The following is a 14,622-nucleotide window of genomic DNA, read 5'->3' as shown; positions in this document are numbered from 1 at the left end:
AGGCTTCAGTCTCGTACGTCGGAGGGGGTCGCACTCGGGGATCGCTTCGGGGTCTTCGGGGTCTTCGGCGTCACGAAGTTGTAGTGCAACGACTGGGCGTGGCCGACGAGGCTCACCCGCAGGAGCGCCGTCTTGGTGGCCTTCGTGAACCGCGCGACGACGGGGACCGCCGTGCCGTCCTTGGGCTTGAGGCCGACCGTCCTGGAGGCCACGGGCTTGCCGTCGGCCGATTCCAGCGTCACCTTCAGCCGCAGCGGCGCGGGACCCGTCCCGTGGGCGTTCACGGCGACGGGGACGATCAGCGTGCCGCCGTCGAAGCGGGGCGCATCCGTGAAGTAGAGCTCGGTGAACGGGGCCGGCTGCCGGGTGAAGGACTGCAGCAGCACCGTGCGCACCGGCGGCACGGACCACAGGCCCGCGGACAGTGCGACGGCGACCACCACGGCCACCGCCGCACCCGCTATCCGCCGTCCCGGCGGGACCGGGGAGCGGCGCTTCCTGCGGTTGCCCCGGGCGGCACCCGCCCGGCCGGGCGAGGCCGGTTCCGGACGGGGCTCCGGGGCGTGAGCGTCGGACTGGTCGGGCTCGTCAAGCGGGGGGTTCATGCCGTTTCACACCGCTCTGCGGCCACGACGTCCGGCAGGTCGCACGCTTCGCCGTACGCAGGGATGGCTATGGACAGGCTTCTCATGCGTCATGCCCCCCCGGGCGCTCGGACGGGGCGGCGAGCCCTCGTGAGTTTCTCCGCAAGACATCTCTGCGCAAGGAAATGGCCACCAGCGGCCAATGGCGGCGGTGGGAACTCCGGCAAACGAAGGGCGCTCGCCTGTCAGAACGATGAAGTGCGGAACAGATGCGACTGTAGTCCAACATTTTGAAGTGCTGTTGATGGTGTGACCAACTTGTGATGACTAACGAGCAAAAGTGATCGTCAGCCGATCAGCCAGGAGGCGATCGGCTTGGCATCGCCGCCGGCCTGGCCCTTGCTGAGGCCCGCCACCTGGTCCTTTGTCAGCGCCTTGTCCCAGACCATGACGTGCCCGAGGACACCGGCCCAGTAGTCACCCCAGGTGCCGTGCGTACGGGCCCGGCCGAGCTGCAGCGGGCCCTTTCCGGCCCAGATGCCGGGGACCTTCTTGGCGCCGGCGGGCTCCCCGTTCACGTAGAGCGTGATCGCCTTCGCCCCGGCGTCGTACGTACCGGTGAGCAGCACCCACTCGTTGACCGTGTTGACGGATTTGGCGGCCTCGGCCTGCAAGGTCGTGCTGTCCGCCCCGCCGGCGGCGGTCTGCACCTTGAAGACCCACTTGCGGTCGGCGCCCGAGGCGTCCCGGCCCAGGCTGAAGGAGGAGGAGACGCCGTCGCCCTGGCTGATCGCGGAGCGGGAGACGTTCGGCGCCTCGTTGTAGACCCACGCCGAGATGCTGAAGCTCTTGGTGACGTCGATCAGTTGCGCCGTCGACTGGGCGTAGGAATTGCCGTTGCTCCGGAACCTGACGGCGTAGCCGTTGGTCACCTGGCTCACCCCGGCGTCCGGCCCCAGGGCCAGATTGTTCTGCCCGGATTTGTCCGCCAGGACCTTGTCATCTCCGGGGACCGTGGGCGAGTCGGCCTTCGCGGAGGCGGATACCGAGGGGGAAGCGCTGGGGGTGGACGGGGTGGCCGTGTCCTTCGTGTCCTTCGTGTAGTGGAGCGCGACGACGCCGGCCCCCACCCCGAGCACGCAGGCCACCAGGACGATCACACCCGTCCTGAGTCTGTGGCGGCGACGCTGTCTGGCCTCGTTGGCGTCGGCCAGCGCCTGCCAGTCCGGCTGGGGGGAGTAGGAGGGCTGCTGGTAGCCGGTGGCCGGCCCGAAGCCGGGTTGCTGCCCGTACGGTATGTGTTGCTGTGGGTACCCGTAACCGCCCGGCGCCGCGGACGGCTCGGGAGCGGACGGGGTGTTCCAGGGGCTCTGCCCAGGAGCGGCAGCCGCGTCTTCCGGGTTTTCCACGGGGTCAGTCACACCACGGATGCTAGAGCAGCACCGTGGTGTCCCGTAAAGCCACTTCGCGTCGGCTACAGCCGTGCGGCCGCTCCGGCCGGGGTGGCCCCGCGGGTGTCCAGCATCAGCTGGGCCTTCACCGCCAGGCCCTGCATGTCGTAGGTGCGGTGGTGCTGGAGCAGGACCGTCAGGTCGGCGTGCGCCGCGGCCTCCCACAGGGAGTCGGCGCGGGGGACCGGGCGGTCCAGCACCCGCCACTGCGGGGCGTACGGGTCGTGGTAGCTCAGCTGCGCCCCCAGCTCGACGAGCCGGGCGCCGATCTCGCGGGCCGGTGAGCGCTCCTGGTCCGGCAGGTCCGGCTTGTACGTCACGCCCAGCAGCAGCACGCGCGCCCCGCGCAGCGACTTGCCGTGCTCGTTCAGCAGGGCCGCGGCGCGCTGCACCACGTAACGCGGCATGCGGGCGTTGACCTCCTGCGCGTACTCGACCAGGCGCAGCGGATGGCCGCCCACCCGGCCCTGGTACGGCCGGTGACCGGGGTCCAGCGGCATGGTGTGGCCGCCGACCCCGGGGCCGGGGCGGAAGGCCTGGAAGCCGTGGGGGCGGGTCTCGGCGCAGCGGATGACGTCCCAGACGTCCACGCCGATGTCGTGGCAGAACACGGCCATCTCGTTCGCCAGGGCGATGTTGACGTGCCGGTAGTTGGTCTCCAGCAGCTGCACGGTCTCCGCCTCGCGCACGCCCCGGGCCCGGACGATCCGCTCGGTGAACCGGCCGTAGAAGACGGCCGCCGCCTCCGTGCAGGCGGGGGTGAGCCCGCCGATCACCTTCGGTGTGCCGGGGTGTCGCGCGGGGGCGTACGCCAGGTGGAAGCCGTGGCCGGCCCGCAGGCCGGAGCCCTCCTCCAGCAGCGGACGCAGGAAGTCCTCCGTCGTCCCCGGGTACACCGGCGACTCCAGGACGACCGTGCTGTGCGGCCGCAGCTGCCCGGCCAGCGCGCGGGCGGCCTCCGCCAGCGCCGTCAGGTCCGGCTCCCCGCCTTCCCCGAGCGGGGTCGGCGCGCACAGCACGGCCGCCCGCACCCGGCCCAGGGCCGCCGTGTCCGCGGTCGCGCGGAAGCCGCCCGCGAGCATCCGCCGCACGTCGGCGGCGGCCAGCGCCCCGCAGGGCACCCGGTTGCCGGCGTTGATCGCCTCCACGACGTGCTCGTCCGGGTCGTACCCGATCACCCCCAGCCCGGCGGCGCTGGCCGCCTGCGCGAGGGGCAGCCCGGCGTGGCCGAGTCCGATGACTGCGAGGTCTGCGGGCATGGGGGTCCTCTCCGGCGGCGGGGTGCGCCCTGGTACGTCCTGGTACCCAAATGGCGCGAAATCAGGCTAACCAGACAGGTAGCTGATATGACTGCACGCCACGCGGTCCGGGGTGCGCCTATGGAGCCCGTCTCGTGTGCGGCGCCGTTGTGTGTTGCGGGCGGCTGCGCCGGGCTGCCCGGGTGTCTGCGTGCGGGTTGTTTGCGCCTGCGGCGGGCGTCCACCCGCCCTCCCTCCCTCCCTCCCTCCCCCAGCCTTCGGCCGGGGGGACCCCCACAGCGCTCGCGGTTTACCCCCACGTCGTTCGGTGCCGCGTTCGCCGCTCCTCTCCCCCAGCCTTCGGCCGGGGGGACCCCCATGGGCGCACCCCGCCACACCCCCTCATGCCGGTTGGGGCGACTGACGGCCGGTGGGGGTTCAGTGGGGCACTTGCGGCGACCCCGGACCGCCGTCTCAGCCACCCTCCGGCCGTTGGTCGCCCGCGATAGGGAGGGGGCGGGGGAGGTGGGGGCACCCCCGGCCGAAGGCTGGGGGAGGGTGAGCGTTCTGGACGCTGACGTGTATTTGTTGTGCGGCACGGGCGGCACAACAAATACCGCCCGTCATGCACATAAATATGCGGTCCAGAATGCCCAGCCCCGCAGGCCCTGACCCCGGCCCACCACGAACCGCGCGAGGCCCGCACCAATCGCGCCGGGCAATCGGGCGGGAGGGCGGGGGATGCCCGCCGCAGGCGCAAACAACCCGCACACGACAACCGGCCCGCACAGAACACACCCCGGACCGGCGGAGCCCGAAGTAGCCGGGGCCCACGACACGGGTAACGATCGTGGGGACGGGGAATGCGCTGAGGCGCGACCCCGCGTCACGACGGGAGGCCAGGATGCTGACGGCGACACTGGGACCGGCGGAGCGTGCCTCCGCGCTCGCCCGGATGGCGGAGCAGGAACTCGACGTACTCGTGGTGGGCGCGGGCGTCGTGGGCGCCGGGACGGCGCTGGACGCCGCGACGCGCGGGCTGGCGACCGGCATCGTGGAGGCCCGCGACTGGGCGTCCGGGACGTCGAGCCGGTCGAGCAAGCTGATCCACGGCGGGCTGCGCTACCTGGAGATGCTGGACTTCGCCCTCGTCCGGGAGGCCCTCAAGGAGCGCGGTCTGCTGCTCCAGCGCCTGGCGCCGCACCTGGTGAAGCCGGTGCCGTTCCTGTACCCGCTGCAGCACCGCGTCTGGGAGCGCTTCTACGCGGGCGCCGGTGTGACGCTGTACGACACGATGGCGTTGTCCTCCGGGCACGGCCGCGGCCTGCCGCACCACCGCCACCTGAGCCGGAAGAACGCGCTGCGGGTGGCGCCGTGCCTGCGGAAGGAGGCCCTGGTCGGGGCGCTGCAGTACTACGACGCGCAGATGGACGACGCCCGGTACACGATGACGCTGGTCAGGACGGCCTCCGCGTACGGCGCGCTGGCCGCGAACCGGGCCCGGGTGATCGGGTTCCTGCGCGAGGGCGAGCGCGTGGTGGGCGCCCGTGTCGAGGACGTGGAGGCCGGGGGCGTCTACGAGGTGCGCGCCCGGCAGATCGTGAACGCCACCGGGGTGTGGACGGACGACACGCAGGCGCTGATCGGGGAGCGCGGCCAGTTCCACGTGCGGGCGTCCAAGGGGATACACCTGGTCGTGCCGAAGGACCGGATCCACTCCTCGACGGGGCTGATCCTGCGGACCGAGAAGAGCGTGCTCTTCGTGATCCCGTGGGGCCGCCACTGGATCGTCGGGACGACGGACACCGACTGGAGCCTGGACAAGTCGCACCCGGCCGCGTCCAGCGCGGACATCGACTACCTGCTGGAACACGTCAACTCCGTGCTCGCCGTGCCGCTGACGCGGGACGACGTGGAGGGCGTGTACGCGGGCCTGCGGCCGCTGCTGGCCGGGGAGTCGGAGGCCACCAGTCAGCTGTCGCGCGAGCACACCGTGGCGCACCCGGTGCCGGGCCTGGTGGTGGTCGCGGGCGGCAAGTACACGACGTACCGGGTGATGGCCAAGGACGCGGTGGACGCGGCCGTGCACGGCCTGGCGCACCGGGTCGCCGAGTGCGTCACCGAGGAGGTCCCGCTGGCCGGCGCGGAGGGCTACCACGCCCTGTGGAACGCGCGGGCCCGGATCGCGGCGCGCACCGGGCTGCACGTGGCGCGGATCGAGCACCTGCTCAACCGTTACGGCTCGCTCTGCGAGGAACTGCTGCAGCTGATCGAGGACGACCCGTCGCTGGGCCGCCCGCTGGGCGCGGCCGACGACTACCTGCGTGCCGAGGTCGTCTACGCCGCCTCGCACGAGGGGGCGCGGCACCTGGACGACGTGCTCACCCGGCGCACCCGCATCTCCATCGAGACCTTCGACCGCGGCACGCTCAGCGCCCGTGAGGCCGCCGAGCTGATGGCCCCCGTCCTGGGCTGGGACAAGGAGCAGGTGGAGAAGGAGGTCGAGCACTACGAGAAGCGGGTCGAGGCCGAGCGGGAGTCCCAGCGCCAGCCCGACGACCAGACCGCGGACGCGGCCCGGCTGGGCGCCCCGGACATCGTCCCGCTGTAGCCGCCGCCGGTACGCCGCGTGAGGCGTGGGCCACGGCTTCGGCGGTTCCCGTGGCCCGGCCGGATATCGTTCCTTCTCGTAGGTTCCAGGAAGGGGCGCGCGATGTCCGAGCTCGGACGCCTGGTGGCCGGGAGATACCGGCTGGTGGAGCGGATAGGCCGTGGCGGCATGGGCACGGTCTGGCGGGCCGAGGACGAGCTGCTGGGCCGCGCGGTGGCGGTCAAGCGTTTGCACCCGCCCCAGCCGCACCTGCAGGACGACGAGCTGGAGACGTTGTTCGAGCGGACCCGGCGGGAGGCGCGCAGTGCGGCGCGGATCAGTCATCCCAATGTCGTGGTGGTGCACGACGTGGTGGACGACGAGGGTCTGCCGACGATCGTGATGGAGTACGTGCCGTCGACGACCTTGGGTGATCTGCTCAAGGAGCGGGGTCCGGTGGGGCCGGCGGAGGCGGCCCGGATCGGCCGGGGGATGGTGGCGGCGCTGCGTGCGGCGCATGCGGCGGGGGTGCTGCACCGGGATGTGAAGCCGGGCAATGTGCTGTTGTCGGAGTCGGGGCGGGTGGTGCTGACCGATTTCGGGATCGCGCAGGCTTCGGGGACGTCGACGCTGACGCGGACGGGTGAGTTGATCGGTTCGATCGATTTCCTGGCTCCGGAGCGGCTGACCGGTGGTGCTCCGGGTCCGGAGGCGGATCTGTGGGCGTTGGGGGCGACGTTGTTCCAGGCGGTGGAGGGGCGTTCGCCGTTCCGCCGGGACACGGCGATCGAGACGGCGTACGCGATCGCCACCGATGAGGTGCCGGTGGCGGGTCTGGCGGGGCCGTTGGGGCCGGTCATCGCGGGGTTGCTGGTGCGGGAGCCGGAGCGGCGTCTGTCGGCGGCGGACGCCGAGCGGATGCTGCGGGCGAGCGCCGCCGAGACCGAGACCGCCAACGTCCCCCGCGAGAGCCTCACCCTGTCGCACACCGCGCCGACCGCCGTCGTCCGGCCTCCGGCACCGGCCGCGCAGCCCGCGCCGTCGCACGCCCCCACGGTCCCGTCTGGGGTTCCGGTCCCGCCGCCCGTCCCGGAGCGGCGGCGCAGCACCGGTGTACGGGCGCTGGTGGCCGTGGCGCTGGCCGCCGCCCTCGCCGGCGGCGGGTTCTACGCCGCCGAGCACTTCGGCAGCTCCGGCGGCGCGCAGGGCGACGCGGCGCGGCCGAGCCATTCCGCGACCTCGTCCTCGCCCTCCTCGCCCTCCTCACCCTCCCCGTCCGTGCCGGGTCCGTCGCCCGTGCCGGCCGGCTACCACCTGGCGGAGGAACCGGACCGCGGGTTCTCGGTCCCGGTGCCCGACGGGTGGACCCGTCAGGTCAGCGACGACGGCCAGCAGGTCATCTACATCGACCCGACCGGTCTGGCCGGCATGCGGATCGGCACGCTGGACTACGCGGCGAACGACCCGCTGGCGCACTTCGAGGAAGAGGAACAGCAGACCATCCCCAAGCTGCCCGGGTACGAGCGGCTGCGCATGCAGAGCACCCGCTGGCGCGAGCGCCCGGCGGCCATATGGGAGTTCAGCTTCGAGGGCAAGGCCCGCGACTTCCGCGCCATCGACCTGGGCTTCGGGGAGCCCGGTGAACGCGAGTTCGCCGTCTACCTCTCCGCGCCGACGGCTCAATGGGGTGATTTCCGGCCGGTCTTCGACAACGCGGTGGCCGGACTCGTCGTCCACGACTAGCACACGCCGGGGCCGGGGTGGGACCACGGCCCCGAGTCAGGGATGATGGAGGTCTCCATCCCCCGGTCGCCGAAAGCAGGCGATGAGGGAGCTTCATCTTCAGCGACGGCAGAGGGAATTCATGGGCCAGGCGCACGACACCGACCAGCGTCTCATCGCCGACCGCTACCGTCTCGGCGCCGTCCTCGGCAAGGGCGGCATGGGTACCGTCTGGCGGGCCGTCGACGAGACGCTCGGTCGCACGGTCGCCGTGAAGGAGCTGCGCTTCCCGCACAACATCGACGAGGACGAGAAGCGCCGCCTGGTGACCCGCACCCTGCGCGAGGCCAAGGCGACCGCCCGGATCCGCAACACCGGGGCCGTGACGGTCTTCGACGTCGTCGAGGAGGACGGCCGGCCCTGGATCGTCATGGAGCTGGTCGAGGGCCGCTCGCTGTCGGACGCGATCCGCGAGGACGGACCGCTCACGCCCAAGCGGGCCGCCGAGGTCGGGCTGACCGTCCTGGACGTCCTGCGGGCCGCCCACAAGGAGGGCATCCTCCACCGCGACGTGAAGCCGTCCAACGTCCTGATCGCCGACGACGGCCGCGTCGTGCTCAGTGACTTCGGCATCGCCCAGATCGACGGCGACCCGTCGGTCACCTCCACCGGCATGCTCGTCGGCGCTCCCTCGTACATCTCGCCGGAGCGGGCGCGCGGCCAGAAGCCTGGCCCGCCGGCCGACCTGTGGTCGCTGGGCGCCCTGCTGTACGCCTCGATCGAGGGCCGGCCGCCCTACGACAAGGGCTCCGCCATCGCCACGCTCACCGCGGTCATGACCGAGCCGCTGCGCACCCCGCGCAACGCGGGCCCGCTGGCCGACGCGATCCAGGGGCTGCTCAACAAGGACCCCGAGCTGCGGCTGGACGACGCGGGTGTGCGCCCGCTGCTCACCGGCGTCGCCCACGCGCCGGACGTCCCGGTCGCCGAGGCCACGCGCACCATGCCGCTGCCGCCTTCCGACCCGCAGCCGACCCCCACCGACGCGCCGCCGGCCACCCGGGCCGCCGCCGCCGACCAGGCGGCGCTGCGGGCCGCCAAGGCCAAGCCGGAGCCCGAGACCACCCCGGCGACCGCGGTCACCCCGGCGACCGCGTCCGCGCCGGTCGCGCCGGTACCGGTCCCCGCCCCGGCCGCCGCCCCCCGGGTGCCGTTCCTGGCGTCGCTGGACGAGCGCCGCCGCCGCGGACTGCTCTTCGCGGCGGTCGTGGTGGCCCTCGCGCTGCTCGGAACCGGGATCGGTTTCTGGGCCGCCCAGGGCGACGACGACCCGGGCGCGAGGCAGCCCGCCGGGCCGGCCGCCTCGGCGAGCCCCAAGTCCGGTGACGACGGCGTCCAGGACGGCAAGGGCGGCGACGACCAGGGCAAGGGGAGCGAGGACGACTCCGGCAAGGGCGGCGACGACAAGGGGAACGACGACAACTCCGGCAAGGGGTCGGGCAGTTCGTCCTCCGGGTCCTCGGACGGCTCCGGCAGCGGGAAGGACGGCGCCGCTGCCGTTCCGGCCGGCTGGAAGACCTACACCTCGTCGGCCGGTGACTTCTCGATAGCGCTGCCCGACGGCTGGGCCGCGAACAGCAAGGACAACGGCTACGGCACCGGCCGGATATTCAACGCCGGCAACCGGCCGCGTGTGCAGGTCGACTGGACCACCACGCCCGGCAAGGACGCGGCGGCCGCCTGGCGGGACCAGGAGCCGCGGTCGAGGAGCGGGTACCCCGGCTACCAGCGGCTGTTCATCAAGACGGTCGACTACCGCGGTTACCGCACCACCGCCGACTGGCAGTTCACCTTCACCTCCGGCGGCACCAAGATGCGCGCGGTGAACCGGGGCTTCGTGGTGGACGACCACCACGGCTACGCGATCCTGTTCACGGCGCCCGCCGCGGACTGGGACAGCCCGAAGACCCAGGCCATGCTGGCGAGCTTCTTCAAGACCTTCAAACCGGCCAAGTGACGCCGCTCGAGCACGTATCGTGAGTCATTGCGGACTGTCCGCATCCAGAACGGATCGGATCTGACGCTTTGGGGAGGCGTCGTGGACGACTACGCGGGACGCGTACTGGCCGACCGCTACCGCCTGCCGCGGCCGCCCGCCGACGAGTTCGAACTGGTGGAGACCCGGGCCTGGGACACCTTCAGCAACCAGGAGGTGCTGATACGCCAGGTCCTGCTCCCCGAGGTCGTCAGCGCCGAGCCCGATCCCCAGCACGGTGACGGCAGGGACACCGCCCGCCGGGCCCTGGAGGCGGCGCGGGCCGCGGCCGCGATACCCGATCACCCCCGGCTGGTGCAGGTCTTCGACATCTTCGTCGAGGGCGGCAGCGTGTGGATAGTGAGCGAGCTGGTCGCCGCCCGCCCGCTGGCCGCGGTCCTCGCCGACAAGCGGCTCAGCCCGTACCGCGCCGCCGAGGTGGCCTCCGACGTGCTGACCGCCCTGCGCGTGCTGCACACGCAGGGCTGGGTGCACCGCAATGTCACCGGCGGGACCGTGCTGGTCTGCGACGACGGCCGGGCGATGCTCTCGGGCCTGGCCGTGGGCGCCGCCCAGGAGGCGCTGTGCGGGTACAACCCGGTGCCGGTGCCCGCCATGGTCGGGGGCGGTGAGGCGCCCGGCGGCAGCTGGGACGGCCCGCACTCCGCGCTGGAGCTGGAGCGCGCCCGGCAGGCCCGGCTCACCGTGGTCGGCCCGGTCACCGAGCGGTGGGCCCCGGAGCAGGCCACCGAGGTCCACGAGAACTGGCAGCTCGCCCCGCCGGTCGGTCCGGCCGCCGACCTGTGGGCGCTGGGGTCCCTGCTGTTCCGCAGCGTCCAGGGGCATCCGCCGTTCCCGGAGGAGAGCACGGCGGAACTGGTCCAGCTGGTCATCGCCGAGCCGCCCGCGTACGCCGAGGAGTGCGGCCCGCTGCGGCCCGTCGTGGAGTCCCTGCTCCGCCAGGATCCCGAGGAGCGGCCCGACGCGGAGGAGCTGCGCGGCTGGCTGCGCTCGCTCGTCCGGTCCGCGCCCGAGCCGGACGTGGGGCTGAGCACGGTGCCCGTGCCCGCCGACGATCCGCACAAGCTGCCGGTCGTACGGCGCCGCGGCGAACTGGTGCGGCGCCGCAAGGCCGCCGCCGACCCCGTACCCGCCCATCCCGCCCACGGGCGCCACAAGCGCACCAAGGAGCGGCGGCAGGGGACGGCACGCGGTCCGCGCAGCCTCGGGGTCACCCTGGTCGGTCTGGTGCTGCTCCTGATGGTCGCCGCCGTGCTGTACGCGGTGCTCTTCATGCCGCGCGGCGGGGCCATGGACGACCAGGGCGCGGCCGGCGCCACGCGGACCCTGCCCGCGCAGGTGCCCGGCGGCGACGAGCGGCCGCAGACGACCAAGCCGCCGGGCACGAAGGCCCCGCGGAGCACGGCCCCCGCCACGAGCGCCCCGCCGCCCACGCGGTCCGCCCCCGCGGACGCCGCCACCACCACCGGCCTCGGCGGCGACTTCCGGCTGCGCACCGACCCGGCCGGCTTCAGCCTCGCCGTCCCCAACGGCTGGCAGCGCACGGGGAAGAACGCCGACGGGCAGGTCCGCTACACCGGCGGCGACTACCAGCTGCTCGTCGTACCCGGCCGCGACTCCGTCGCCGACAAGGGCGGCGACCCGATCGTCTACCAGAACGACGAGCCGGAGCTGGCGGGCTTCCGCGCCTCCGGGTGGTCCTCGGCCTCCGGCCTGCGCCGCCTCGACATGGGTGGGATCGCCGCCGCCGAAGGGGAGTTCAGCTGGAGCGACGGCTCCGGGCGGCAGCTGTTCGCGCGCAACCTGGTGATGATCCGCGACGGCAGGTACCACGTCGTCCTGGTCATCGGGCCGGACGGCCGGCGCGCCGACGTCAAGCGGTACTTCGAGAAGGCCGCGGAGACCTACCGCACCACCTGAGGGCGGCGCCCGGACCGGAACCGCGCGGCTGCGGCGCGCGTCGCAGAAGCCGTGGGGGCAGGGGAGTGAGCGGGAGCGGAAGCGTGCTGGCCGGACGGTACCGGCTCGGCGACGTCATCGGCCGCGGCGGCATGGGGCGGGTGTGGGAGGCCCAGGACGTCGTGCTGCGGCGCACCGTCGCCGTCAAGGAGCTGACGCTCGGCGCCCACCTCGCCGAGGACGACCGCGCCGTGCTCCAGGAGCGCATGAAGCAGGAGGCCCGCGCCGCGGCCCGGATCAACCACCCCAACGTGGTGACCGTCCACGACGTCGTGGAACAGGACGGCCGGCCCTGGATCGTCATGGAACTGGTCGACGGCCGTTCCCTGGACGAGGTGGTGCGGCGGGACGGCCCGCTGCCTCCGCGGCGGGCGGCCGCCGTGGCCGCCGCCGTGCTGGAGGCGCTGCGCGCGGCGCACGCCGCGGGGGTGCTCCACCGGGACGTGAAGCCGGCCAACGTGCTGCTCGCCCGCGACGGCCGGGTCCTGCTGACGGACTTCGGCATCGCCGTCGTCGAGGGCGACTCGGCGATCACCCGGACCGGCGAACTCGTCGGCTCCGTCGACTACCTGGCGCCCGAACGGGCCCGCGGCGGCCGTCCCGGGCCGGAGTCCGACCTGTGGTCGCTGGGCGCCACGCTCTACGCGGCGGTCGAGGGACGCTCGCCGTTCCGCCGCACCTCGCCGATCGGCACGCTGCAGGCCGTGGTGTACGAGGACCTGCCCGAACCCCGGGCGGCCGGTCCGCTGCGCCCGGTGATCGCGGCGCTGCTCGCGAAGGAGCCGGCCGCGCGGCCGGAGGCCGGGCGGTTGGCGACCACCCTCGCGGCCATCGCGGCGGATGGTCCCCGGCGCCGCCGCCCCGGCGGGCGGCGCACCGCCCTCGTGGCGGCCGCGGTCGCGGTGGCGCTGCTCGCGGGCACCGGAGCCGTCCTGGCGGTGGTGAAGGGGCACGGCGACGGCACCGGGGTCCCGGCCGGCTACGTGCGGGTCCACGACCCGGCGGGGTTCAGCCTGGCCGTGCCGCGCGGCTGGAAGCGGCAACTGGACGGCGACCAGATCGACTACACGCCCGACGACGGCGCGCACCGGCTGCGCATCGGTGTCGGCCGCGCGGCGCCGGGGCTCAATCCGTACATGCACCTGCTCGAACTGGAGAAGAGCGTCCGGGCGCTGCCCGACTACACCCGGGTGCGGCTGCACCAGAACACCTTCCGGGGCGGCGACGGCTGCCTGTGGGAGTTCAGCTGGACCGACTCCAAGGAGCACCCGGGCCCGCGCCGCGCCGTCGACCAGGCGTACGTCGCGGCCGACGGCAGCGAGTACGCCATCTACATGGGGGCGCCGGCCGGCGACTGGGCCGCCGCCTCCGCCGGGTTCCAGGTGGCGCTGCGGACCTGGCGACCGGAGCCGGGGAACTGACGGTGCGGCATCATGGCCCCATGACGGGCGACGGGGGGCGGCTGGTCGCCGGGCGCTACCGGATCACGGGGCGGCTCGGGCGCGGCGGCATGGGCACGGTGTGGCGGGCCGACGACGAACTGCTGGGCCGCCGGGTGGCGGTCAAGGAGTTGCACGCCGAGGGCGAGGAGGACCGCGCCCTGCGGGAGGCCCGCACGGTCGCGCAGATACGGCATCCCCACGTGATCGTCCTGTTCGACGTGGTCGAGGAGGACGGCCGCCCCTGGATCGTCATGGAACTCGTCGACGGCCGCTCGCTGGCCGAAGTCCTCGCCCAGGACGGCCCGTTGGCACCGCGCGAGGCCGCCCGTGTCGGCGCCGCCGTCACCGGCGCGCTGCGGGCGGCGCACGAGCGCGGGGTCCTCCACCGCGACATCAAGCCCGGCAACGTCCTCGTCGAGCACGGCACCGGGCGGGTCGTGCTGACCGACTTCGGCATCGCGCGGGTGGCGGGCGCGACCACGCTGACCAAGGCCGGGGACTTCGTGGGCTCTCCCGAGTACACCGCCCCCGAGCGCATGTCCGGGCAGGCCGCCGGGCCCGCCTCGGACCTGTGGTCGGTGGGCGTCCTGCTGTGCGCGGCCGTCGTCGGGCGGTCGCCGTTCCGCCGTGACTCGCTGGGGGAGGTGCTGCACGCCGTCGTCTTCGACGAGATCCGGCCGCCGGAGCGGACCGGGCCGCTGCTGCCGGTGGTCGAGGCGCTGCTGCGCCGCGAGCCCGGGCGGCGGCCGACCGCGGAGGAGACCGAGACCCTGCTCGCCGCCTACGCCGAGACCGGTGTGCCGCCCACCGCGGTGCCCGCGCCGGCGCCCGTCCCGGAGGCGGAGCGGCAGGACGCGCCGCTTCCGCGGGCCCGGCGCAGACGGGCCCCGCTCGCGGCCGCGCTGGGCGTGGCGGTGCTGGCGGGGGCCGGTGTCGCGGCGGCGTCCCTGCTGCCGGACGGGGGATCCCCGGGGGGTGGCGCCTCCCCGGTCCGCACCGTCGCCACCAGCGGCAAGGCCACGCACGCCACCCCGTCCGCCTCGTCCACACCGGCCTCCCCGGCGCCGTCCGCCTCGGAGCTCCCCGCGGGCTTCCGCACGGTCGACGACCCCGCCGGTTTCTCGCTCGCCCTGCCGGAGGGCTTCCGGCGCTCCCCGGAACCGCCGCGGATCTTCTACTACTCCGCCGGCGAGGAGTTCCGCGTCGGCATCCGCAGCCAGCCGCCGGACGCCCGCGGCCCCGAGGCGGTCATGCGGGCCCAGGACGCCTCCGGCCCGGCGGCGTACCGGGGCTACCGGGACGGCTTCGTCACCCCCACCACGCAGAACGGGCACCCGGCCGCGCTGTGGCAGTTCACCTGGGACGGCTTCACGCTCGGCGAGCCGCGCCGCACCTTCGACCTGTGCTGGGAGGAGGGCGGCCGCCAGTACGACCTGTGGGTCTCCTCGCCCCTGCAGCTGGCCGAGCGGGGACGGGACTACTTCGACACCGCCCGCGTCACCTTCCGCACCGGATGACGTCCCGGCACGGAGGGGCCGGGGACGGGTCGCGGCGTTCCTGCCAGCTTTTGCTGGCGTAAT

At 73.8% G+C, this 14,622-nt stretch carries 9 protein-coding genes; 6 read left to right on the top strand and 3 right to left on the bottom strand.

The window, feature by feature from the left end:
* Positions 1-5 precede the first annotated feature (5 nt).
* The 3 genes from OG937_19275 to OG937_19265 all read right to left on the bottom strand — a co-directional run bounded on the left by OG937_19275 (position 6) and on the right by OG937_19265 (position 3,294).
* On the bottom strand, positions 6-605 hold the full coding sequence (locus tag OG937_19275) for a hypothetical protein (protein ID WUD73673.1): 600 nt from the start codon (positions 603-605) through the stop codon (positions 6-8).
* 326 nt (positions 606-931) lie between these two features.
* On the bottom strand, positions 932-2,005 hold the full coding sequence (locus OG937_19270) for a hypothetical protein (protein WUD73672.1): 1,074 nt from the start codon (positions 2,003-2,005) through the stop codon (positions 932-934).
* A 53-nt stretch (positions 2,006-2,058) separates the two neighbouring features.
* A complete protein-coding gene (locus OG937_19265) occupies positions 2,059-3,294 on the bottom strand; it encodes a nucleotide sugar dehydrogenase (protein ID WUD73671.1) in 1,236 nt (411 codons plus the stop codon).
* Positions 3,295-4,177: 883 nt separating this feature from the next.
* Here OG937_19265 and OG937_19260 point away from each other — a divergent pair.
* The 6 genes from OG937_19260 to OG937_19235 all read left to right on the top strand — a co-directional run bounded on the left by OG937_19260 (position 4,178) and on the right by OG937_19235 (position 14,559).
* The gene (locus OG937_19260) at positions 4,178-5,884 is read left to right on the top strand and encodes a glycerol-3-phosphate dehydrogenase/oxidase (GenBank protein WUD73670.1); all 1,707 of its coding nucleotides are present in this window, start codon (positions 4,178-4,180) and stop codon (positions 5,882-5,884) included.
* A 102-nt stretch (positions 5,885-5,986) separates the two neighbouring features.
* Positions 5,987-7,606 carry a serine/threonine protein kinase gene (locus OG937_19255; GenBank protein ID WUD73669.1) on the top strand — a complete coding sequence of 540 codons (1,620 nt, stop codon included), beginning with the start codon at positions 5,987-5,989 and terminating at the stop codon, positions 7,604-7,606.
* A 121-nt stretch (positions 7,607-7,727) separates the two neighbouring features.
* Positions 7,728-9,602: a serine/threonine protein kinase gene (locus OG937_19250; protein ID WUD73668.1), complete on the top strand. Its 1,875-nt coding sequence runs from the start codon at positions 7,728-7,730 to the stop codon at positions 9,600-9,602.
* Between the two features lie 81 nt (positions 9,603-9,683).
* A complete protein-coding gene (locus OG937_19245; protein ID WUD73667.1) occupies positions 9,684-11,561 on the top strand; it encodes a protein kinase in 1,878 nt (625 codons plus the stop codon).
* A gap of 83 nt (positions 11,562-11,644) precedes the next feature.
* Positions 11,645-13,021, top strand: a complete 1,377-nt coding sequence (locus OG937_19240; GenBank protein ID WUD73666.1) for a serine/threonine protein kinase — start codon at positions 11,645-11,647, stop codon at positions 13,019-13,021.
* A 20-nt stretch (positions 13,022-13,041) separates the two neighbouring features.
* Positions 13,042-14,559, top strand: coding sequence for a serine/threonine protein kinase (locus OG937_19235; protein WUD73665.1), 1,518 nt, complete (start codon positions 13,042-13,044; stop codon positions 14,557-14,559).
* Positions 14,560-14,622: the final 63 nt, after the last annotated feature.

The organism is Streptomyces sp. NBC_00510, assembly GCA_036013505.1.
Taxonomy (GTDB): Bacteria; Actinomycetota; Actinomycetes; order Streptomycetales; family Streptomycetaceae; genus Actinacidiphila.
This window is presented reverse-complemented; position numbering and strand designations above follow the sequence as displayed.

What these genes read in the sequence shown, in the direction of transcription:
- OG937_19250 (WUD73668.1), top strand. Translation starts at nt 7,728, where the DNA reads ATGGGCCAGGCGCACGACACCGACCAGCGTCTCATCGCCGACCGCTAC.
- OG937_19260 (WUD73670.1), top strand. Translation starts at nt 4,178, where the DNA reads ATGCTGACGGCGACACTGGGACCGGCGGAGCGTGCCTCCGCGCTCGCC.
- OG937_19255 (WUD73669.1), top strand. Translation starts at nt 5,987, where the DNA reads ATGTCCGAGCTCGGACGCCTGGTGGCCGGGAGATACCGGCTGGTGGAG.
- OG937_19235 (WUD73665.1), top strand. Translation starts at nt 13,042, where the DNA reads ATGACGGGCGACGGGGGGCGGCTGGTCGCCGGGCGCTACCGGATCACG.
- OG937_19275 (WUD73673.1), bottom strand. Translation starts at nt 605, where the DNA reads ATGAACCCCCCGCTTGACGAGCCCGACCAGTCCGACGCTCACGCCCCG.
- OG937_19265 (WUD73671.1), bottom strand. Translation starts at nt 3,294, where the DNA reads ATGCCCGCAGACCTCGCAGTCATCGGACTCGGCCACGCCGGGCTGCCC.